The 19643-nt window shown below is 63.9% G+C and carries 19 protein-coding genes, 4 tRNA genes and 1 pseudogene; 8 read left to right on the top strand and 16 right to left on the bottom strand.

Annotated features, from left to right (window positions below; translation table 11 throughout):
* Positions 1 to 101: 101 nt before the first annotated feature.
* The 5 genes from ACF8NF_RS22490 to ACF8NF_RS22470 all read right to left on the bottom strand — a co-directional run bounded on the left by ACF8NF_RS22490 (position 102) and on the right by ACF8NF_RS22470 (position 1321).
* Positions 102 to 176, bottom strand: a tRNA-Thr gene (locus ACF8NF_RS22490).
* Positions 177 to 219: 43 nt separating this feature from the next.
* Positions 220 to 293 (bottom strand) — tRNA-Gly (locus ACF8NF_RS22485).
* Positions 294 to 348: 55 nt separating this feature from the next.
* A tRNA-Tyr gene (locus tag ACF8NF_RS22480) sits at positions 349 to 434 on the bottom strand.
* Between the two features lie 90 nt (positions 435 to 524).
* A tRNA-Arg gene (locus ACF8NF_RS22475) sits at positions 525 to 600 on the bottom strand.
* A gap of 82 nt (positions 601 to 682) precedes the next feature.
* On the bottom strand, positions 683 to 1321 hold the full coding sequence (locus ACF8NF_RS22470) for a TetR family transcriptional regulator (protein ID WP_026061988.1): 639 nt from the start codon (positions 1319 to 1321) through the stop codon (positions 683 to 685).
* 192 nt (positions 1322 to 1513) lie between these two features.
* Here ACF8NF_RS22470 and ACF8NF_RS22465 point away from each other — a divergent pair, with 192 nt between their 5' ends.
* The 4 genes and pseudogenes from ACF8NF_RS22465 to ACF8NF_RS22450 all read left to right on the top strand — a co-directional run.
* Complete coding sequence (locus ACF8NF_RS22465) at positions 1514 to 2806, top strand: efflux RND transporter periplasmic adaptor subunit (RefSeq protein ID WP_016448485.1); 1293 nt, start codon at positions 1514 to 1516, stop codon at positions 2804 to 2806.
* A gap of 15 nt (positions 2807 to 2821) precedes the next feature.
* Positions 2822 to 5977, top strand: a complete 3156-nt coding sequence (locus tag ACF8NF_RS22460) for an efflux RND transporter permease subunit (protein ID WP_016448486.1) — start codon at positions 2822 to 2824, stop codon at positions 5975 to 5977.
* On the top strand, positions 5970 to 7424 hold the full coding sequence (locus ACF8NF_RS22455) for an efflux transporter outer membrane subunit (protein ID WP_046987756.1): 1455 nt from the start codon (positions 5970 to 5972) through the stop codon (positions 7422 to 7424). The genes ACF8NF_RS22460 and ACF8NF_RS22455 overlap by 8 nt, the downstream gene beginning before the upstream one ends.
* Positions 7425 to 7632: 208 nt before the next feature.
* Positions 7633 to 8163, top strand: a pseudogene (locus ACF8NF_RS22450) (c-type cytochrome); the annotation flags it as partial.
* Positions 8164 to 8220: 57 nt separating this feature from the next.
* Here ACF8NF_RS22450 and ACF8NF_RS22445 read toward each other — a convergent pair.
* Together ACF8NF_RS22445 and ACF8NF_RS22440 are read right to left on the bottom strand one after the other, a co-directional pair.
* A complete protein-coding gene (locus tag ACF8NF_RS22445) occupies positions 8221 to 8772 on the bottom strand; it encodes a DUF2946 family protein (protein ID WP_016453557.1) in 552 nt (183 codons plus the stop codon).
* A 5-nt stretch (positions 8773 to 8777) separates the two neighbouring features.
* Positions 8778 to 9764 (bottom strand): YheT family hydrolase, encoded by a 987-nt coding sequence (locus tag ACF8NF_RS22440; RefSeq protein WP_046987758.1) that lies wholly within the window; start codon positions 9762 to 9764, stop codon positions 8778 to 8780.
* A 145-nt stretch (positions 9765 to 9909) separates the two neighbouring features.
* On the opposite strand from ACF8NF_RS22440, the gene ACF8NF_RS22435 reads away from it, so the two are divergent.
* From ACF8NF_RS22435 to ACF8NF_RS22420, 4 genes are all read left to right on the top strand, one after another.
* Entirely contained in the window at positions 9910 to 10497 is a 588-nt protein-coding gene (locus ACF8NF_RS22435) for a LemA family protein (RefSeq protein WP_016448491.1), read from the top strand.
* 33 nt (positions 10498 to 10530) lie between these two features.
* Complete coding sequence (locus ACF8NF_RS22430) at positions 10531 to 11415, top strand: TPM domain-containing protein (RefSeq protein WP_392451299.1); 885 nt, start codon at positions 10531 to 10533, stop codon at positions 11413 to 11415.
* Position 11416: 1 nt separating this feature from the next.
* On the top strand, positions 11417 to 11959 hold the full coding sequence (locus tag ACF8NF_RS22425) for a TPM domain-containing protein (RefSeq protein WP_392451298.1): 543 nt from the start codon (positions 11417 to 11419) through the stop codon (positions 11957 to 11959).
* A gap of 100 nt (positions 11960 to 12059) precedes the next feature.
* The gene (locus ACF8NF_RS22420; RefSeq protein ID WP_016448494.1) at positions 12060 to 12320 is read left to right on the top strand and encodes a hypothetical protein; all 261 of its coding nucleotides are present in this window, start codon (positions 12060 to 12062) and stop codon (positions 12318 to 12320) included.
* Positions 12321 to 12385: 65 nt separating this feature from the next.
* Here the strand turns inward: ACF8NF_RS22420 and ACF8NF_RS22415 are convergent, their stop codons facing one another.
* From ACF8NF_RS22415 to ACF8NF_RS22375, 9 genes are all read right to left on the bottom strand, one after another.
* On the bottom strand, positions 12386 to 12802 hold the full coding sequence (locus tag ACF8NF_RS22415; RefSeq protein ID WP_012202358.1) for a F0F1 ATP synthase subunit epsilon: 417 nt from the start codon (positions 12800 to 12802) through the stop codon (positions 12386 to 12388).
* A gap of 160 nt (positions 12803 to 12962) precedes the next feature.
* Positions 12963 to 14372, bottom strand: a complete 1410-nt coding sequence (atpD, locus tag ACF8NF_RS22410; RefSeq protein ID WP_012202357.1) for a F0F1 ATP synthase subunit beta — start codon at positions 14370 to 14372, stop codon at positions 12963 to 12965.
* A 34-nt stretch (positions 14373 to 14406) separates the two neighbouring features.
* Positions 14407 to 15279 carry a F0F1 ATP synthase subunit gamma gene (gene atpG / locus ACF8NF_RS22405; protein WP_012202356.1) on the bottom strand — a complete coding sequence of 291 codons (873 nt, stop codon included), beginning with the start codon at positions 15277 to 15279 and terminating at the stop codon, positions 14407 to 14409.
* Positions 15280 to 15297: 18 nt separating this feature from the next.
* Positions 15298 to 16851 (bottom strand): F0F1 ATP synthase subunit alpha, encoded by a 1554-nt coding sequence (atpA, locus tag ACF8NF_RS22400; protein ID WP_016448495.1) that lies wholly within the window; start codon positions 16849 to 16851, stop codon positions 15298 to 15300.
* A 48-nt stretch (positions 16852 to 16899) separates the two neighbouring features.
* Positions 16900 to 17439 carry a F0F1 ATP synthase subunit delta gene (locus ACF8NF_RS22395; RefSeq protein WP_012202354.1) on the bottom strand — a complete coding sequence of 180 codons (540 nt, stop codon included), beginning with the start codon at positions 17437 to 17439 and terminating at the stop codon, positions 16900 to 16902.
* 12 nt (positions 17440 to 17451) lie between these two features.
* The gene (locus ACF8NF_RS22390; RefSeq protein ID WP_016448496.1) at positions 17452 to 17922 is read right to left on the bottom strand and encodes a F0F1 ATP synthase subunit B; all 471 of its coding nucleotides are present in this window, start codon (positions 17920 to 17922) and stop codon (positions 17452 to 17454) included.
* A gap of 35 nt (positions 17923 to 17957) precedes the next feature.
* The gene (gene atpE / locus ACF8NF_RS22385) at positions 17958 to 18206 is read right to left on the bottom strand and encodes a F0F1 ATP synthase subunit C (RefSeq protein WP_011803767.1); all 249 of its coding nucleotides are present in this window, start codon (positions 18204 to 18206) and stop codon (positions 17958 to 17960) included.
* A 51-nt stretch (positions 18207 to 18257) separates the two neighbouring features.
* On the bottom strand, positions 18258 to 19121 hold the full coding sequence (gene atpB / locus ACF8NF_RS22380; protein WP_016448497.1) for a F0F1 ATP synthase subunit A: 864 nt from the start codon (positions 19119 to 19121) through the stop codon (positions 18258 to 18260).
* Between the two features lie 21 nt (positions 19122 to 19142).
* Positions 19143 to 19625 carry an ATP synthase subunit I gene (locus tag ACF8NF_RS22375; protein ID WP_016448498.1) on the bottom strand — a complete coding sequence of 161 codons (483 nt, stop codon included), beginning with the start codon at positions 19623 to 19625 and terminating at the stop codon, positions 19143 to 19145.
* Between the last annotated feature and the right edge of the window lie 18 nt (positions 19626 to 19643).

The raw sequence follows: 19643 nt of genomic DNA, 5'->3' as shown, positions 1-19643 counted from the left end.
CGCTCGAATTTTTCTTTAGCCATTTTTCCGACTCCGAAAAAAATCTAAATCACTACAACAGGATTTGGCGCAACCCCATCTAGCGAGCGCACCAGAGAGAATGGTGCCCATGGGCAGGATCGAACTGCCGACCTCTCCCTTACCAAGGGAGTGCTCTACCACTGAGCCACATGGGCCTTGAAGCCGCCGAAGCAACCTCAAAAAACTTTGCTTGCAAACTGGAGCGGGAGACGGGAATCGAACCCGCGTCATTAGCTTGGAAGGCTAGGGTTCTACCATTGAACTACTCCCGCACAGATTGACTGCACGCTGCCACCTTTTCAGATGACTTCTCTTCTTCACCATTACTGGTGGAGGGGACTGGATTCGAACCAGTGTAGGCGTAAGCCAACAGATTTACAGTCTGCCCCCTTTAGCCACTCGGGCACCCCTCCGAAGAGATTTGAATTCTAGCACCGTTTTTTTCGTCTGAAAAAATTCAGTGCATTTTTTTCTCAGGCCACCGAGGCGATCCAAGAAAAATGTGGCGCGGCTGGCGGGGATCGAACCCACGACCCTTGGCTTCGGAGGCCAATACTCTATCCACTGAGCTACAGCCGCTCAAGGCATCGCTGCCCTGCACAAGCCGATGATTGTCGCATGACTTTGCACTACCGCGTACAAGCCCCGCGGCCCCGCCCGCTCATTGGGCAGGAGCCTCCGAAACCGTGAAGCCCAGCCCGCGCAGGCAGACATCCACCGCCTGGGCACCCACTTGCTTGAGATCGAAAGCCCGCCCCAGCAGCCAGCTCTGCAGCAGCCCGTCAAACATGGCGCACAGTGCGATCGATGCCTGGTGCGCCGACATGGGCATGGTGACTGCATGGCTTTCGGCGGCGGCACACAGCGCCAACTCCAGCCGGGACGAAAAGGAGTCCAGTGCCGCACGATTGCGCTCCTGCACCGGCATGAGTTCGCCCACGTACTCCACCTTGAGCAACAGGATCTCGAAGACGCGCCGCGTGCTGTCGTCATCCGCAATGCGCCCGAAGACCACCGCCATCAGGCGCCGCACATATTCCAGCGCATCGCATTCGGAGTCATCTTCGCAGTCGCCCTGAGCGGCCTGCTCCAGCGGGAGCGTGACGCGATCCAGCATGGCATAGAAGAGATCCAGCTTGTCCTTGAAATGCCAGTAGACCGCACCGCGCGTGGCGCCGGCTCGCTGGGCAATCTCGTTGAGCGAGGCCCGGGCGACACCCTGCTCGTAGAACACTTGCTCCGCAGCGTCCAGCAGACTGTTGCGCGTTGCAAACGCATCTTCTTTCGTTCGTCGTGCCAAGATGTATTTCCTTCCATCGTTGAGCCCGGCCATGCCACGCTACGCCATGCTTCGCGCCGCCTTGCAGCAACTGCGGTCATTATACATTCATGTATGTATGTATAATCCGCGACTTGCCCGTGGACACGGGCGTTCCGGATAGCGCTGACCGGAACGTCAACATCGTTATTTGATTCAGCACAAGGACCCATCATGCCCAGCACACGCAGCAATGTGTCAGCCGCTCCGTCCCCTTACAACAGTCTGCGCCTCACCACCGTGGCCCTGGCCGTCACCGCCGCAATGGCCATGGCCGCCTGCGGGAAAAAGCCCGAAGAACAAGCTGCCGCACAGCAGCAGATGCCCGCCGTCCCTGTAGGTGTGGTGGTGGCCACCCCCGCCGATGTGGGACTTGTGACCGAGTTGCCCGGCCGCGTGGACGCGCGCCGCGTGGCCCAGATCCGGGCCCGCAGCGCCGGCATCGTGCAGGAGCGCCTGTTCAAGGAAGGCAGCGACGTGAAGGCCGGCCAGGTGCTGTACCGCATCGATCCGGCGCCCTACCAGGCGACGCTGCAAAGTGCCAAGGCCACGCAGGCCCGTGCCGAGGCCAACCAGGCCCAGGCACTGGCGCAACTGGAACGCTACCGCCCGCTGGTTGCCGCCAACGCGATCAGCAAGCAGGACTTCGTCAATGCAGAGGCTGCCTACAAGCAAGCCCAGGCTGACGTCGCGGCCGGCAAGGCCTCCGTGCGGACCGCCGAGATCAATCTTGGCTATACCAGCGTCACCGCCCCCATTTCTGGCCGCATCGGCCAGTCTCTGGTGACCGAAGGCGCGCTGGTCGGCCAGGGCGAGGCGACCCCGCTGGCCGTGGTCCAGCAGATCAATCCGGTCTATGTGAATTTCACCCAGTCGTCCAGCGAAGCCTTCCGGCTGCGCCGCGCGATGGAGCAGGGCAAGCTCAAGAAGGCCGATGGCGCCGAAGCCGCCAGCGTCGAGGTGCGCCTGGACGATGGCACGGCCTACGAACTCAAGGGCAAGCTGCTGTTCACCGACCTGACCGTGGACAGCTCCACCGGCCAGGTCACGCTGCGTGCCGAGGTGCCCAATCCCAAGGGATTGCTGCTGCCCGGCATGTATGTGCGCGTGCGCATGGAGCAGGCCCAGGCGTCCAACGCCATTGCCGTGCCCCAGCAGGCGGTGACGCGCACCGAGACCGGCGACACCGTGAGCGTGGTCAGCGACGACGGCAAGATCACCAAGCGCCAAGTGAAGGTGACCACGGCCCAGAACAACCAATGGCTGGTCAGCGAAGGCCTGCAGGCGGGCGAGAAGGTGATGGTCGACGGCTTCCAGAAGCTGCAGATGCTGCCACCCGGCACGCCGGTCAAGCCCGTACCGTGGCAGCCCGAGGCCGCAGGCGCCCAGAAGCCGGCCGGCACGGCAGCGCCAGCCCCGCAAGCCGCAGCCGATGCCAAGCCTGCGGACCAGGCAGACAAGAAGTAATCAAGGGGCTCAGCAATGGCCAAGTTCTTTATCGACAGACCGATCTTTGCATGGGTCGTCGCGCTGTTCATCATCGTCCTCGGTGGTATCGCGCTGACCAAGCTCCCGATCGCTCAATACCCCAAGGTGGCCCCTCCGGCCATCGTCATCAACACGGCCTATCCAGGCGCGTCCGCGAAGGTGCTCGAAGACAGCGTGCTGTCCGTGATCGAGCGCGAGATGAACGGCTCGCCCGGCCTGGTCTACATGGAGTCTGTGGCCCAGGCCGACGGCACGGGCAGCATCACCATCAGCTTCGAGGCCGGCACCAACGTGGACCTGGCGCAGGTGGACGTGCAAAACCGCCTCTCGCGCGCCACGCCGCGCCTGCCTGCGTCGGTGACGCAGCAGGGCGTTCGCGTGGACAAGGCGTCGTCCAACTTCCTGCTGTTCATCATGCTGTCGTCCGAGGACGCCAAGGCCTATGACACGGTGGCCCTGGGCGACTATGCCTCGCGCAACATCGTTCCCGAAATCCAGCGTGTGGCAGGCGTGGGCCAGGCACAGCTGTTCGGCACGGAAAAGGCGATGCGCATCTGGTTCGATCCCGCCAAGCTGCAGGGCTACAAGCTCTCGGCCGAGGACGTGACAGCCGCCATCCGCAGCCAGAACGCCCAGGTGGCCAGCGGCGCCATCGGCGACCTGCCCAACATCACGGGCCAGAAGATCGCCGCCACGGTGACGGTGATGGGCCAGCTGTCTTCGATCAGCCAGTTCGAGAACATCGTGCTGCGCGCCAATGCCGATGGCTCCACCGTGCGACTCAAGGACGTGGCCACCATCGAGATCGGCGGCCAGGCCTACGCGACCTCCGCCCGCCTGAACGGCAAGGATGCCGTGGGTATCGGCGTGCAGCTGACGCCCAGCGGCAATGCGCTGGCCACGGCCAAGGCCGTGCATGCACGCATGGAGGAACTGAAGAAGTTCTTCCCCAAGGGCGTGAATTACTCCATTCCCTACGACAGCTCCAAATTCGTGAGCATCTCCATCGAGAAGGTGGCCCACACGCTGCTGGAAGCCATCGTGCTGGTGTTCCTGGTGATGTACCTGTTCCTGCAGAACTGGCGCTACACGCTGATCCCGACCATCGTGGTGCCCATTGCACTGCTGGGCACCTTCGCGGTCATGCAGGCCGTGGGCTTCTCGATCAACGTGCTGGCCATGTTCGGCATGGTGCTGGTCATCGGCATCGTGGTGGACGACGCCATCGTGGTGGTGGAGAACGTCGAGCGCATCATGAGCGAGGAAGGCCTGCCGCCGCGCGAGGCCGCGATCAAGGCCATGGGCCAGATCTCGGGCGCCATCGTGGGCATTACGCTGGTGCTGATCGCGGTGTTCATACCGCTGGCTTTCTTCGCGGGGTCCACCGGCAATATCTACCGGCAGTTCTCCATCGTGATGGTCGCCTCCATCAGCTTCTCGGCCTTCATGGCGCTGACGCTGACACCGGCTCTGTGCGCAACGCTGCTCAAGCCCGTGGAGGCCGGCCACAACCACGAGAAGAAAGGCTTCTTCGGCTGGTTCAACCGCACGTTCGCACGCTCGGCCAAGTCCTATGAAGGCTGGGTGGCCCGCCTGCTCAAGCGCTCGGTGCTGATGATCGGCGTGTACCTGGCCGTGATCGCCGGTGCCGTGGTGGTGTTCCGTGGCCTGCCGACCTCGTTCCTGCCGACCGAGGACCAGGGCTACTTCATCGTCAACGTGCAACTGCCTCCTGGCGCCGCCAAGGAGCGCACGCTGGAAGTCATGAAGCAGGTCGAGGAGGCCGTGCTGCCGCAGCCCGAAGTGGCCAACATGGTCAGCGTGCTGGGCTTCAGCTTCTCCGGCCAGGGCCAGAACGCCGCACTCGCCTTCGTGCCGCTCAAGGACTGGTCCGAACGCAAGGGAGCGGACTCCACGGTGGATGCCATGACGGGCCGCATCATGGGCATGACGGCGGGCATACGCGACGCCTTCGTGTTCGCCGTGAACCCGCCGCCCATTCCCGAACTGGGCAATGCCGTGGGCTTCTCGTTCCGCCTGCAGGATCGTGCCGGCCACGGCCACGATGCGCTGATCAATGCGCGCAACATGCTGCTGGGCATGGCCGGGCAGAGCAAGGTGCTGGCCGGCGTGCGTCCCGACGGCCTGGAAGACGCGCCGCAGCTGCGCATCGAGATCGACCGCGACAAGGCCAACGCACTGGGCGTGGACTTCACCTCGATCAATGCGGCGCTGTCCACGGCACTGGGCTCGTCCTACGTCAATGACTTCCCCAACCAGGGTCGTCTGCAGCGCGTGATCGTGCAGGCCGACGCTCCGGCCCGCATGCAGCCCGACGATCTGCTGCGCCTGAACGCGCGCAATGCCAAGGGCGATCCGGTGCCGCTGTCCACGTTCGCGACCACCAAGTGGGTCAAGGGCGCGCAGCAGACGGTGCGCTACAACGGCTACCCGGCCGTGCGCATCGAAGGCTCGGCTGCTCCGGGCTTCAGCTCGGGCGATGCCATGGACGAGATGGAAAAGCTGGCTGCCAAGCTGCCCGAAGGCTTCGGCTTCGAGTGGACCGGCCAGTCGCGTGAGGAAAAGCTGGCGGGCTCGCAAGCCATCTTCCTGTACGCCTTCGCCATCCTGGCCGTGTTCCTGTGCCTGGCCGCTCTGTACGAGAGCTGGTCGATTCCGCTGTCGGTGATTCTGGTCGTGCCGCTGGGTCTGCTGGGCGTGGTGCTTGCCACCTTGCTGCGCAACTATTCCAACGACGTGTACTTCCAGATCGGACTGGTGACGGTGATCGGCCTGTCGGCAAAGAACGCCATCCTGATCGTGGAGTTCGCCAAGGACCTGCAGGCCGAAGGCAAGGGCCTGATCGAGGCCGCGCTGGAAGCCGCGCACCTGCGGTTCCGGCCCATCATCATGACCTCGCTGGCCTTCGGCCTGGGCGTGGTGCCTCTGGTGATCGCCTCCGGCGCCAGCTCCGCCAGCCAGCGTGCCATCGGCACCGGCGTGCTCGGCGGCATGATCACCGGCACCGTGCTGGCCGTGCTGTTCGTGCCCACCTTCTTCGTCGTGGTGCGCAAGCTGTTCAAGGGCAAGATCAAAACGCACAACCCGCCGTCCACACCGGCCGGCAAGGAGGCCTTGAGCCATGATTAATCGCAGTACCCCGGTGGCCATCGCCACCGCCGTGCTCCTGGCGGGATGCTCGCTCATCCCCACCTACGAGCGCCCTGCCGCTCCGGTCGCGGCCCAATACACCCGTGCGAACGCCACTGCTGCGGCAGAAGGCGGAACGGCTGCCGCACAGCTGCCCTGGCAGGATTTCTTCCAGGACGCACGCCTGCAGCAACTGGTGCGCACCGCGCTGGACAACAACCGCGACCTGCGCGTGGCCGCGCTCAATATCGAGCGCGCCCAGGCGCAGTACCGGATCACGCGCGCCGACCAGTTCCCGACGGTCGGTGCAGGCGTCAACGCCAGCCGCGCCCCGAATACCACGGGCTCCGGCACCAAGTACGTCAACAGCTACCAGGTCGGCCTGGCCGTGACCTCCTGGGAGCTGGACTTCTTCGGGCGCATCGGCAGCCTGAAGGAAGCGGCCCTGGCCCAGTACCTGGCCACCGAGGAAGCGCGCCGCGCCGCGCAGACCAGCCTGGTGGCCGCCGTGGCCAGCGGCTGGTACACGCTGCTGGCCGACGAGCAGTTGCTGAAGATCTCGCGCGACACGCTGCAGACCCGCGAAGAGTCGATCAAGCTGACCAAGCTGCGCTTCGACACGGGCGTGGCCTCCGAGCTGGACTACCGCCAGGCCGTCTCGCTGACCGAAGCTGCGCGCGCCACCCTGGCGCAGCAGCAGCGCCAGCGTGCCCTGGACGAGAACGCCCTGGTGCTGCTGCTGGGCCAGGCGCTGCCTGCGGACGTGGTCGCCAGCCTGGGCTCCAGCCAGGGCCTGCGCGACACGGCCGACCTGCCTGCCGTGCCGGCCGGCCTGCCGTCTGACCTGCTCACGCAGCGCCCCGACATCCGCCAGGCCGAGCAGCAACTGATCAGCGCCAATGCCAACATCGGCGCGGCGCGTGCGGCCTTCTTCCCGCGCATCACGCTGACCGGGCAGTTCGGCACGGCCAGCAACGAGCTGTCGGGCCTGTTCAAGAGCGGCAGCTGGGGTTTCACCCTGGCACCCTCGGCCCTGCTGCCCATCTTCGATGCGGGCCGCAACTCGGCCAATCTGGCTGCGGCCAAGGTCGATCGCGAAGTGGCCATTGCGCAGTACGAGAAGTCCATCCAGAGCGCCTTCCGCGAAGTCTCCGACGCACTGGACAGCCAAGGCACGCTGCGTGACCAGATCATGGCCCAGCGCGCCCAGCTCGAAGCCGAGCAGGCACGCCTGAAGCTGTCCGACCTGCGCTACAGCAACGGCGTGGCCAGCTACCTGGACCTGCTGGACGCACAGCGCACCCTGTTCGCGCTGGAGCAATCCACCGTGAGCGTGCGCCTGGCGCAACTGCTCAATCAGATCGAGCTGTACAAGGCTCTGGGCGGCGGCTGGACCGACAGGACGGCGACAGCGGCTGCAACCACGCAAACTCCCGCGCAGCAATAACCGCATCTGCCGCGCCAACCGCAAAGAGGCGTTCACCGCAAGGTGAACGCCTCTTTGTCATTCAGTGCGGCAAGCATTTGCCAATTGCTTGATCCATCTCATGGCATATGTGCGTCCCAGGTCAACCCGGGTCTGCGCGCAGTGTCTGCAAGAGGGCCGTCGATATAATTTGTTGTTGACTCACGCCCCCACAACACAAGAGGACTTCATGAGCGCAGCCCACACCGAAGAAGCCCATACGGGCCCGATCAAGAATCCCAGGCAACTGCTGATAGCGGTGTTTTTCTCGTTCGTGGTTCCGGTGTTCGTGATCATCGGCCTCGTGCAGTACGTGAGTTCGGCCGACAAGTCCGGTGCCGGCGCTTCCCAGACCGAAATGGCCAAGGCTCAGCGCCTGCAGAAGATCGGCCTTGTGGAGATCCGTGATGCCAATCGCCCCCTGCGCGCGGGCGAAGAGGTCTACAAGGGCCAGTGCGCCGCTTGCCACGCCACGGGCGCTGCAGGAGCACCCAAGTTCGAGGATGCTGCGGCCTGGGGCCCTCGCCTAGCACAGGGACTGGAAGGCCTGGTGCACTCGGCACTCAAGGGCAAGGGCGCCATGGCCCCTCAGGGTGGCGGCGACTTCAACGACACCGAAATTGCACGCGGCGTGGTCTACATGGCCAACGCAGCGGGCGGCAAGTTCGAAGAACCCAAGGCCCCTGCCGCAGAAGGCGCCGCGGCAGAAGGCGCAGCAGCCCCCGCCAATTGAGCAACACGCGGGACTTCTGGAACCAACCGGCTTCGGCCGGTTTTTTCATGCCCGCGCAGGACTGCGCACGAAACCGTAGCGCTGCGGCAACGCCTCGGCCCGCACCTCTTCACAGGCCGGCAACGCGCCCGCCTCCAGCGCAGCCGCGGCATCGATCATGTCCTGCGTATGGACCAGGCCCAGGCCGGAAGGCGTCGCCAGGTACAGGCGCCCCGTCTCGTCCATCAGCGCTTCGGTGATGGCCCCGGCATCCAGTTCGGCTCCTGTATGGCTGTGCATCTGCAGGCCCTCGCCATCCCAGCGCAACCGCCATATCCAGGGAGCATTCTCCAGCTCCACATACACGCGCTGGGGACCGTTCTGGAAGAACCATCGACCATCGGGCTCGGCCAGGTAGTTGCGGGCGATGAAGTCCGCCAGCTTTTCGTTGCGCACCTCCGCGCCCTTGGCTCCCGGGATTGCGCTGTCGAAAGCGCCGCTGGCCTGGGCCTGTTCATCGCGCAGATACCAGCGCCCGCGCTCGTCCAGCCCCAGCCAGCCGCTGCAGGCAGGCACATGGGGCCATTTGGCCATGGCCTGCTTCACGATATCGTCCATTGCATTCATCCTTTTTCGCTGTGCGCCAGCCACTGCGTGACGGCCTGCGGCATGGCCAGTACATGTCCCGGCCAACGCCCCTGTGCAAAACCCACATGACCGCCGTGCGGCGGATGCCACAGCGTAACCCGCGGGCCGACTTCGCCTGGCGCCGGCAGGCTGTACGAAGGGACAAAGGGATCGTCCAGCGCATTGAGCAGCAGTGCAGGCACGGCAATGCTGCCCAGCAGCGGTTTGGCCGCCGCCCGATGCCAATAGTCCTGCGCATCACGAAAGCCGTGGACCGGCGCCGTGAACGCATCGTCAAACTCTCTCAGATCACGTGCACGCAGCACGGCATCACGATCGAAGAGACCGGGAAACTGCGCCCACTTGAGCAGCGCCTTGGGCACCAGGGTGCGCAGGAACATGCGCGTGTAGATCCAGCGGTTCAGCCCTTTCCCCAGCGCCGTTCCCCCGGCGGCCAGGTCCAGCGGCGCACTCACCGCCGCCAGGGCCTGCACCACCTCGGCAGCCTTGTCCGCCTGCACGCCCGCCCAGCGTGCCAGCGCATTGCCGCCCAGGGAGACACCGACCGCATGCAGCGGGCGAGAAGACCGCTCGCGCAGGCGGCGCAGTATCCAGTCCACCTCCTGCACATCGCCCGAGTGATAGGCGCGCGGCGCCCGGTTGACCTCGCCGCTGCAGCCGCGAAAGTGCGGCACGGCCATGTGCCAGCCACGCTGTTCGGCCACACAGGCCATGGCCTGGGCATAGTGGCTGTTCGCCGAGCCTTCAAGGCCATGGAAAAGCACCAGCCATGGCGCATCGGCAGGCAGGGTGGGAGCACTGCCGAAGGCGACATCGATGAAGTCGCCATCCGGGGTATCCCAGCGCTCCCACCGCCACCGGGGTGCCGCATGGCCGGCCGGCCGACGGTGCGCGAACAGCGCCGGCCAGATGGTCTGTGCGTGGCCACCGGGCAGCCAGCGCGCCGCGTTGAATTGATGCATAGAGCCCGTTTGCAGTCCTTGTCCCAGTCGCTGCGAATGGCCTTTGCCCTACAGGGCAGCGGGCCGGGTGCGCAGCACAATCGCCAGCGATGCGCAGCATCGTGCACGATACTGTCTTCCATTGTCGCTTTCAGGTTGTCATCTCATGAAACGTCTAATCGCCACACTTGCCACCGTTCTGGTACTGACCGGCTGCGGCTACAACGATTTCCAGCGCCTTGACGAACAGACCAAGTCGGCCTGGAGCGAGGTGCTCAACCAGTACCAGCGCCGTGCCGACCTGGTGCCCAACATCGTGGCCTCGGTCAAGGGCGAGGCCAATTTCGAGCAGGAGACCCTGACCAAGGTGGTGGAGGCACGCGCCAAGGCCACCTCCATCCAGGCCACGCCCGAGCTGGTCAACAACCCCGAGGCTTTCAACAAGTTCCAGCAGGCGCAGGGTGAGCTGTCCAGTGCGCTGTCCCGGCTGATGGTGGTGGCCGAGCGCTACCCCCAGTTGCAGGCCAATCAGGGCTTCCGTGACCTGCGCGTCACGCTGGAGGGCACGGAGAACCGCATCACCGTGGCGCGCAACCAGTACATCCAGGCCGTGCAGTCCTACAACGTGCTGGCGCGCAGCTTTCCGACCAATCTGACGGCCAAGGTCTTCAGCTATGAGCCCAAGCCCACCTTCAGCGTGCAGAACGAGGCCGAAATCTCTCGCCCGCCCACGGTGGACTTCGGCAACAAGTAAACCGTGACCACATCCCTGGCGCCGCTCTGGCGCATGCTTTGCGCCCTGCTCCTGGCAGCGTTGTTGCTGCCAGGAAGCGCGCTGGCGCAGGCTCCGCAACCCGTCCCCCCGCTGACGGCCCGGCTCATCGACCAGACGGGCACGCTGTCGCCCGACGAGGCACGGGCCATTGAAGACAGGCTGCGCAGCATTGAACAGAAGTCGGGCTCGCAGGTCGTTGTGCTGATGGTGGCCACCACGGCGCCCGAGGACATCGCCGCCTATGCCTGGCGCGTGGCCAGCGACTGGAAGATAGGCCGCCGCGACGTGGGCGACGGGCTGTTGATGGTGATTGCCAAGAACGACAGGCGCATGCGGCTGGAAGTGGCCCGCGCGCTGGAAGGCGCCATCCCCGACCTGGCTGCCGCTCGCATCATCGACCAGCAGATGACCCCGCGCTTTCGCCAGGGCGACTATGCAGGCGGCATTGCCGCTGCGCTGGACCAGGTGGCGGCACGCATTGCGGGCGAGCAGCTGCCGGCCCCCTCCCCCAATGCCCCTTCCTCCAAAAGCCCGGACCGTGGCTTCGACATTGAAGACCTGATGCTGTTCTTCTTTTTCGGTGTAGTCATCGCGGGCCCCATCCTGCGCTCGATGCTGGGCCGGCCCCTGGCCTCGGTGCTGGCAGGCACAGGCGCCGGCATTGCCGCCTATGTGGTGACCGCCAGTCTGCTGGTGGCAGGCGGAGCGGGCATCATCGCTCTGCTGTTCACCTTGCTGGGCAGCGGCCGCTCCGGCAGGGGTGGCGGTGGATGGGGCGGAGGGGGTGGCTACGGCGGTGGTTTTGGCGGAGGCGGCGGACGAAGCAGTGGCGGCGGAGGCTTCAGCTCCGGGGGAGGCGGCAGTTTTGGGGGCGGCGGCGCCTCGGGGAGTTGGTGAGATGGCGGCTGCAATCACAGGCTTTGTTCAGCGTCTGGTCCGGCTGCTGCGCCACCATTGGGCCGAAGGGCAGCTGCGGCGTGCGCTCCCACCCGAGACCCTGGCAGAGCTGGAGCGCCTGATCACCATGAGCGAGCAGCGCCATACAGGACAGATCCGTATCTGCGTCGAGCCCGACCTGCCGCCCAGCTACATCTGGCGCGATGCCACGCCGCGCGAGCGCGCCATCACGCTGTTCGGCAAGCTGCGCGTCTGGGATACCGAGCACAACAACGGCGCCCTGATCTATCTGCTGCTGGCCGACCACGCCATCGAGATCGTCGCCGACCGCGCCCTGGCGCGCACCCTGCCTGCGCAGCAGTGGCAGACGCTGATCAGTGACATGCAGGCCGCTTTCCAGGGCGGCCACTATGCCATGGGCATGACAGCAGCCCTGGAGCGCGTGAGCCTGCTGCTGGAAACCAACTTCCCGCGTGACCCGTTGCAGCCTATGCACGAAGGTGGCGACAATCTTCCCGATACCGTCGTGATACAGCGGCACTGAGGCAAAACGGCCCTCAGGCCGAGCGCCCCCCTTCATCGAGCTATCGCGGGCACGGAGGCTGTGATAGCGTCACGCCATTTCATCAAGGAGCATCCACACCATGAAGAACACCCTGGCCCGCCTGGGCCTGCTGGCCGCCGTGCTGGCCCTGAGCGCCTGCGCAAGCCCCGTCCTCGATGACTCGCAAGAGTACGACTATGTGCTCAGCTGCAAGCTGCGCGAGGACGACCCCAAGCGATGCGAGCAGCAGATCCGCGCGCTGTGCCCCGTGCCAGCCAAGGCCGTGACGCACAAGTCGCGCACGGTCGACCCCAAGGACAACGCCGTGACCTACGTCTACCAGGCCCGCTGCGGCGACTGAGACGCCTTCGCACCATGAAAAAAGCCGCCCGAGGGCGGCTTTATTGCGGCTGGTCCCGGGAGGGCTCAGCGCTTTTGGCGGAACTTGCGCAGGGCCGCGATCTGGGCGGCCATGACGGCCAGCTCGGACTGGGCACGCGCCAGATCGACTTCGCTCTTAGCGTTCTTCAGCGCTTCCTCGGCTTCGAGCTTGGCCTTCTCGGCCTTCTCGGCGTCCAGGTCGGCACCGCGGATGGCGGTGTCGGACAGCACGGTCACGCAGTTGGGCTGCACTTCCAGGATGCCGCCGGCCACGAAGACGAACTCTTCGCTGCCGTCAGCCATCTCGATACGCACCGAGCCGGGCTTGATGCGCGTGATCAGCGGAGTGTGGCGGGGAAAAATGCCCAGTTCGCCGGATTCACCGGGCAGGGCGACAAAGCGCGCTTCACCGGAGAAGATGGACTCTTCGGCACTGACCACATCAACGTGGATGGTGTTCATCTTTGCTCCTCAGAAAAGGTAGGACTGGAACTTGGAACCGGCAGGGCCCAGATCGGGGACACCGAGCAAGGGCCGCCCCTCGGCGAGGGTGTCGTCCCCCTCCCCCGCAAAGCGGGTAGAGAGGGGGAAGCGACGCAGTCGCTCAGGGGGTGCCGCAGGCTCAAGCCGCCAGCTTCTTGGCCTTCTCGAAGGCTTCGTCGATGGTGCCAACCATGTAGAAGGCCTGCTCGGGCAGGTGATCGCACTCGCCGGCGCAGATCATCTTGAAACCACGGATGGTTTCAGCCAGCGACACGTACTTGCCGGGAGCGCCAGTGAACACTTCGGCCACGTGGAAAGGCTGCGACAGGAAACGCTGGATCTTGCGGGCGCGGGCCACGGTCAGCTTGTCTTCGGGAGCCAGCTCGTCCATGCCCAGAATGGCGATGATGTCGCGCAGTTCCTTGTAGCGCTGCAGCGTGCCCTGCACTTCGCGGGCCACCTTGTAGTGCTCTTCACCCACGACCTGGGGGTCCAGCTGGCGGCTGGTGGAGTCCAGCGGGTCGACAGCGGGGTAGATGCCCAGCGAAGCGATGTCACGCGACAGCACCACGGTGGAGTCCAAGTGGGCGAACGTCGTGGCAGGCGAGGGGTCGGTCAAGTCATCGGCAGGCACGTAAACGGCCTGGATGGAAGTGATCGAACCGACCTTGGTCGAGGTGATGCGCTCTTGCAGGCGGCCCATTTCCTCGGCCAGCGTGGGCTGGTAGCCCACGGCGGAAGGCATGCGGCCCAGCAGAGCGGACACTTCGGTACCGGCCAGCGTGTAGCGGTAGATGTTGTCCACGAAGAACAGCACGTCCTTGCCTTCGTCACGGAAGGCTTCGGCCATGGTCAGGCCGGTCAGCGCCACGCGCAGACGGTTGCCCGGGGGTTCGTTCATCTGGCCGTAGACCATGGCGACCTTGGAGTCGTTCAGCGACTCCTGGTTGACCACGCCGGCGTCCGACATTTCGTGATAGAAGTCATTGCCTTCACGGGTACGTTCACCCACACCGGCAAACACCGACAGACCACCGTGGCCCTTGGCGATGTTGTTGATGAGTTCCATCATGTTCACGGTCTTGCCCACGCCGGCGCCACCGAACAGACCCACCTTGCCGCCCTTGGCGAAGGGAGAGATCAGGTCGATCACCTTGATGCCGGTTTCCAGCAGTTCCTGCGAAGGCGACAGCTCGTCATAAGCCGGTGCCTTGCGGTGGATGGGGGCCGTCAGGGCCTGATCCACGGGACCGCGTTCGTCGATGGGGTTGCCCAGCACGTCCATGATGCGACCCAGCGTCGCCTTGCCCACGGGCACGGTGATGGGGTTGCCGGTGTTGGACACCATCAGGCCACGACGCAGACCGTCGGACGAGCCCAGGGCGATGGTACGCACAACGCCGTCACCCAGCAGTTGCTGCACTTCCAGCGTCAGGGCCGAGCCGTCGAGCTTCAGGGCATCGAACACCTTGGGCATTGCGTTGCGGGGGAACTCGACGTCCACCACAGCGCCAATACATTGAACAATCTTGCCTTGCACTTGAGCCATTTTTTGCTCCAATTAGTTTGTCTGTTAAAGCCGTTTACACCGCAGCGGCGCCAGCCACGATTTCCGACAGTTCGGTCGTGATGGCTGCCTGACGCGTCTTGTTGTAGACGAGCTTCAACTCGCTGATGACGTTGCCGGCGTTGTCGGTCGCGGCCTTCATGGCCACCATGCGCGCCGATTGCTCGGACGCCATGTTTTCTGCAACCGCTTGGTAGACCAGGGACTCTGCGTAACGCACGAGCAGCTCGTCGATCACGGACTGCGCATCGGGTTCGTAGATGTAGTCCCAGCTATGGCCAGACGTCTTCTCGGCCTGCATGCTCTCGGACGACAGGGGCAGCAACTGCTCCACCACCGATTCCTGCTTCATGGTGTTGATGAACTTGGTGTAGCTCAGGTACACCGCGCTCAGCTTGCCCGCTGCGTACGCATCGAGCAGCACCTTCACAGGGCCGATCAGCTTTTCCAGATGGGGCGTATCGCCCAGACCCGTCGCGTGCGAAACCACCTTGGCGCCGACACGGTTCAGAAAGCCCAGACCCTTGTTGCCAATGGCCACCGCTTCTGCCGACACGCCTTGATCCTGCAGCTCCCGCAGCTTGGCCGTGACAGCACGCAACACGTTGGTGTTCATGCCGCCGCACAACCCCTTGTCCGTCGTCACAACGATGACGCCGGCAGTCTTGGCATCACCGTTCACTTGCATGAACGGGTGCACGTACTCGGGGTTGGCTTGGCCAAGATGGACTGCAATGTTGCGGATCTTTTCGCTGTACGGGCGTGCAGCCAGCATCCGTTCCTGCGCCTTGCGCATCTTGGATGCGGCCACCATTTCCATGGCTTTGGTGATCTTCTTGGTGTTTTCCACCGATTTGATCTTGCCGCGAATTTCCTTACCTGCTGCCATGATGGCTCCTCGTCCGGTTTAAGCGAACGACTTCTTGAACGCAACGATGGCGGCGTTCAATTCGGCTTCGGAATCCTTGTCCATGGCCTTGGAAGCGTTCAGCTTGTCGATCAGGGCGCCGTGGCTGGTCTTCAGGAACTGGTGCAGACCAGACTCGAAAGCCAGCACTTGCTTGACCTGGATGTCGTCCATGTAGCCCTTGTTCACTGCGAACAGCGAAGCGCCCATCAGGGCGGTGGACAGGGGGCTGTACTGGGCCTGCTTGAGCAGTTCGGTCACGCGGGCACCGCGGTCGAGCTGCTTGCGGGTGGCTTCGTCCAGGTCGGAGGCAAACTGCGCGAAGGCAGCCAGCTCACGGTATTGCGCCAGGTCGGTACGGATACCGCCGGACTGGCCCTTGACCAGCTTGGTCTGTGCAGCACCACCGACGCGCGACACCGAGATACCGGCGTTGATGGCGGGGCGGATACCGGCGTTGAACAGGCTGGTTTCCAGGAAGATCTGGCCGTCCGTGATCGAGATCACGTTGGTGGGCACGAAGGCCGACACGTCACCCGCCTGGGTTTCGATGATGGGCAGAGCCGTCAGCGAACCCGTCTTGCCCTTGACTTCGCCCTTGGTGAAGGCTTCGACATAGTCGGCATTCACGCGGGCTGCGCGCTCGAGCAGACGGCTGTGGAGATAGAACACGTCGCCGGGGAAGGCTTCGCGGCCCGGGGGACGGCGCAGCAGCAGCGAAACCTGGCGGTAGGCCACGGCCTGCTTGGACAGATCGTCATAGACGATCAGCGCGTCTTCGCCGCGGTCGCGGAAGTACTCGCCCATCGTGCAGCCCGAGTAGGCCGACACGTACTGCATGGCAGCGGATTCGGAAGCGGTGGCAGCCACAACGATGGTGTATTCCATCGCGCCGGCCTGCTCCAGGGCACGCACCACGTTCTTGATCGAGGAAGCCTTCTGGCCGATCGCAACGTAGATGCAGGTAACGCCCTGACCCTTCTGGTTGATGATGGCGTCGATGGCCACGGCGGTCTTGCCGGTCTGGCGGTCGCCGATGATCAGTTCGCGCTGGCCACGGCCGACGGGCACCATCGAGTCGATGGACTTGATGCCGGTCTGCAGGGGCTGGTCCACGGACTGGCGTGCGATCACGCCGGGAGCGACCTTCTCGATCACGTCCGTCATCTTGGCGTTGATCGGGCCCTTGCCGTCGATGGGCTGACCCAGGGCGTTGACCACGCGGCCGATGAGTTCGGGGCCGACGGGCACTTCCAGAATGCGGCCCGTGCACTTGACGGTGTCGCCTTCGGAGATGTGCTCGTACTCGCCCAGAATCACGGCGCCGACGGAGTCGCGCTCGAGGTTCAGCGCCAGGCCGAAGGAGGGCTGGCCGTCCTTGCCTGCGGGGAATTCCAGCATTTCGCCTTGCATCACGTCCGACAGGCCGTGCACGCGCACGATACCGTCGGTCACCGAAACCACGGTGCCTTCGTTACGGATGTCGCTGCTGCCAGCCAGACCCTCGATGCGGCTCTTGATCAGTTCAGAAATTTCTGCGGGATTGAGTTGCATGACTCTTTCCTTCTTTAGCTTTGGTTAGCCGAGACCTCAGTCGCGTTGTTACGCAATGAGGGCCGCTTTCATTTGTTCCAGGCGGGCCTTGACGGAGGTGTCAAGAACTTCATCACCCACCACGACGCGGATGCCACCGATCAGGGACTGATCTTGCTGCACCGACAGGTTCAGCTTTCGGCCGAAACGCTTCTCCAGCGAAGTCCCGAGTGCGGCCAGTGCGGCAGCATCTATGGGGAATGCGCTTTGAACCACGGCGTCGGACGAGCCACCGGCGCGGTTCACGAGGCTGCGAAACTGGGCCGCCACTTCTGGCAGGGCTTGCAGTCGGCCGTTTTCAATGATGACGCGCAGAAAGTTGCGTGCGGCATCGGGCAATGCCGAGCCGGCCACGCCGCTGATGACGTCGAACAGTTGTTCGTCGGTCACCTTGGGGTCGTCGGCCAGCTGGCGCAATTGCGGATTGGCGGCAATCGCCGCCAATTCCTCCGCCCAGGCAACAGTGCCGGACAGGTCAGCACCCTGCTGGGTGCTGGCCTTGAACAGGGCATCTGCGTAAGGACGGGCAATGGTGGCGAGTTCTGCCATGTTTGCTCTTCCTTACAGCTCGGTCTTCAGGCGGTTCAGCAGGTCGGCATGGACGCCGGCATCCACTTCCTTGCGCAGGATCTGCTCGGCGCCCTTGACGGCCAGCGCAGCCACTTGCTCGCGCAGGGCTTCACGGGCCTGGATTGTCTGCTGCTCGGCCTCGGCGCGGGCAGCAGCAACAATCTTGTTGCCTTCTTCGGAGGCACGGGCCTTGGCTTCTTCGATGATGGCCTGGGCACGGCGTTCGGCGTCCGCAAGCCGCGATGCCGTTTCGTTGCGCGTCTGGGCCAGTTCCTGCTCGACGCGCTTGTTGGCAGCGGCCAGGTCGGTCTTGGCCTTGTCGGCAGCAGCGAGGCCATCGGCGATTTTCAGAGCTCGTTCATCCAGCGCCTTCGCGATCGGGGGCCACACGAACTTCATCGTGAACAGCACCAGGATCAGGAAAACGATGGCCTGGACGAACAGGGTCGCGTTGATACTCACGGCAACACCTTTCTATCTAGGGCGTTGATCGGAGCTTAGGCCAGGACGAAGGGGTTGGCGAAAGCGAACAGCAGAGCGATGGCCACACCGATCAGGAAGGCAGCGTCGATCAGACCGGCCAAGATGAACATCTTGGTTTGCAGTTCGTTGATCAGCTCAGGCTGACGTGCCGACGATTCCAGGAACTTGCCACCCATCAGGGCGATACCGATCGAAGCGCCGATAGCGCCCAGACCAACGATCAGACCACAAGCCAGAGCGACGAGACCGAGAATGTTTTCCATGATGACTCCTGAGATTAAAGAAAGAGAAAGGTTGAGAGGGAAAGGAAATGGTCAGTGGGCTTCATGCGCCTGGCCGAGATAGATCAGCGTCAGCATCATGAAAATGAAGGCCTGCAGGGTGATGATCAGAATGTGGAAGATCGCCCAGATAGAGCCTGCAATGATGTGCCCCAAGGGGAGCAACACACCGGAAAGCGACATGGCAGCCGCACCGCCCATCAGAGCGATCAGACAGAACACCAACTCACCAGCGTACATGTTGCCGAACAGTCGCATGCCATGCGAAACCGTCTTGGCGACATATTCAATGATTTGCATGGCCAGGTTCACGACACCCAGGATCAGTGCAAACACGGGATTCTTGCTGGTGCCGAACGGGGCAGTCACCAGTTCGTGGGCCCAGCCGCCCATGCCCTTGATCTTGATGCTGTAGAAGAAGCACAGGATCAGCACGGCCGAGGACAGGCCCAGCGTGGTCGAGAGGTCAGCCGTGGGAACGACGCGCAGGTAGGCGTGCGAGTCACCCTGGAAGCCCTGCCACAGCACCGGCAGCAGGTCCACCGGCAGCATGTCCATGGCGTTCATCATGAAGATCCACACGAACACGGTCAGTGCCAGGGGAGCGATGAACTTGCGGCTTTGCGCGTTGTGGATGTTGGCCTTGGCCTGGTTGTCCACCATCTCGACCAGCAGCTCTACAGCCGCCTGGAAGCGCCCCGGAACGCCCGATGTGGCCTTGCGCGCGGCAAGCCACAGCACGAACAGGCTCAGCACGCCCAGCGTGGCGCTGACGACGATCGAGTCCAGGTTGATGACCGAAAAGTCGATGATCGACTTTTGCTTGATGTTCTGGAGGTGCTGCAGGTGGTGAACGATGTATTCACTTGCAGTAGGTGCGTGCGCGTCTGCGGCCATCGGTCAACTTCTCTTCAAATATCAATCGGTTTTTCGGACACTGGATCGCACTATCAGCGCGACCCAATACGTTTTCATGACGACTACCAAGCCCGCCAGCAGCGCCAGCCAACTCAGCCCCGGGACCAGCTTGGGTGCAGCCGCCAGCATGGCAATGCACAGCACCAGCTTCACCAGTTCCCAGCCAAAAATTCCCACCATGGCGGCTGCAGCGCCGCCCGGCCTCTTTCGTACGACGGCACGCGCAAACAGCGCTGCCGGCAACACCACCGACAAGGCACCGTAGGCAGCCGACCATCCGACCTCGGCGCGCCCCGTCACCAGCCATGCGACCAGTGCCACCAGCACGCCCACCACCGCCTGGACCACCACGAAACGCCACACAGACATCTGCGGGTTTCGCGTGCGCCACTCCTGAGCCTCCTCGGAGGTCAGGGGCTTGAAGTCGGAATCCTCGCCCTCAAGTTCCCTGTCAGCGTCTGTGTCGGCGGCGTAGTTTTTCATTGAATTCTCTAAGGCCGC

Origin of the sequence: Delftia sp. WSY_22 (assembly GCF_043104185.1) — a bacterium.
Taxonomy (GTDB): domain Bacteria; phylum Pseudomonadota; class Gammaproteobacteria; order Burkholderiales; family Burkholderiaceae_C; genus Comamonas; species Comamonas tsuruhatensis.
This window is presented reverse-complemented; position numbering and strand designations above follow the sequence as displayed.

Excerpts from the sequence above, each read along its gene's own strand:
- ACF8NF_RS22465 (WP_016448485.1), top strand. The coding sequence starts at position 1,514 with ATGCCCAGCACACGCAGCAATGTGTCAGCCGCTCCGTCCCCTTACAAC.
- ACF8NF_RS22460 (WP_016448486.1), top strand. The coding sequence starts at position 2,822 with ATGGCCAAGTTCTTTATCGACAGACCGATCTTTGCATGGGTCGTCGCG.
- ACF8NF_RS22455 (WP_046987756.1), top strand. The coding sequence starts at position 5,970 with ATGATTAATCGCAGTACCCCGGTGGCCATCGCCACCGCCGTGCTCCTG.
- ACF8NF_RS22445 (WP_016453557.1), bottom strand. The coding sequence starts at position 8,772 with ATGGACGATATCGTGAAGCAGGCCATGGCCAAATGGCCCCATGTGCCT.
- ACF8NF_RS22440 (WP_046987758.1), bottom strand. The coding sequence starts at position 9,764 with ATGCATCAATTCAACGCGGCGCGCTGGCTGCCCGGTGGCCACGCACAG.
- ACF8NF_RS22435 (WP_016448491.1), top strand. The coding sequence starts at position 9,910 with ATGAAACGTCTAATCGCCACACTTGCCACCGTTCTGGTACTGACCGGC.
- ACF8NF_RS22430 (WP_392451299.1), top strand. The coding sequence starts at position 10,531 with ATGCTTTGCGCCCTGCTCCTGGCAGCGTTGTTGCTGCCAGGAAGCGCG.
- ACF8NF_RS22425 (WP_392451298.1), top strand. The coding sequence starts at position 11,417 with ATGGCGGCTGCAATCACAGGCTTTGTTCAGCGTCTGGTCCGGCTGCTG.
- ACF8NF_RS22420 (WP_016448494.1), top strand. The coding sequence starts at position 12,060 with ATGAAGAACACCCTGGCCCGCCTGGGCCTGCTGGCCGCCGTGCTGGCC.
- ACF8NF_RS22415 (WP_012202358.1), bottom strand. The coding sequence starts at position 12,802 with ATGAACACCATCCACGTTGATGTGGTCAGTGCCGAAGAGTCCATCTTC.
- atpD (WP_012202357.1), bottom strand. The coding sequence starts at position 14,372 with ATGGCTCAAGTGCAAGGCAAGATTGTTCAATGTATTGGCGCTGTGGTG.
- atpG (WP_012202356.1), bottom strand. The coding sequence starts at position 15,279 with ATGGCAGCAGGTAAGGAAATTCGCGGCAAGATCAAATCGGTGGAAAAC.
- atpA (WP_016448495.1), bottom strand. The coding sequence starts at position 16,851 with ATGCAACTCAATCCCGCAGAAATTTCTGAACTGATCAAGAGCCGCATC.
- ACF8NF_RS22395 (WP_012202354.1), bottom strand. The coding sequence starts at position 17,439 with ATGGCAGAACTCGCCACCATTGCCCGTCCTTACGCAGATGCCCTGTTC.
- atpE (WP_011803767.1), bottom strand. The coding sequence starts at position 18,206 with ATGGAAAACATTCTCGGTCTCGTCGCTCTGGCTTGTGGTCTGATCGTT.
- atpB (WP_016448497.1), bottom strand. The coding sequence starts at position 19,121 with ATGGCCGCAGACGCGCACGCACCTACTGCAAGTGAATACATCGTTCAC.
- ACF8NF_RS22375 (WP_016448498.1), bottom strand. The coding sequence starts at position 19,625 with ATGAAAAACTACGCCGCCGACACAGACGCTGACAGGGAACTTGAGGGC.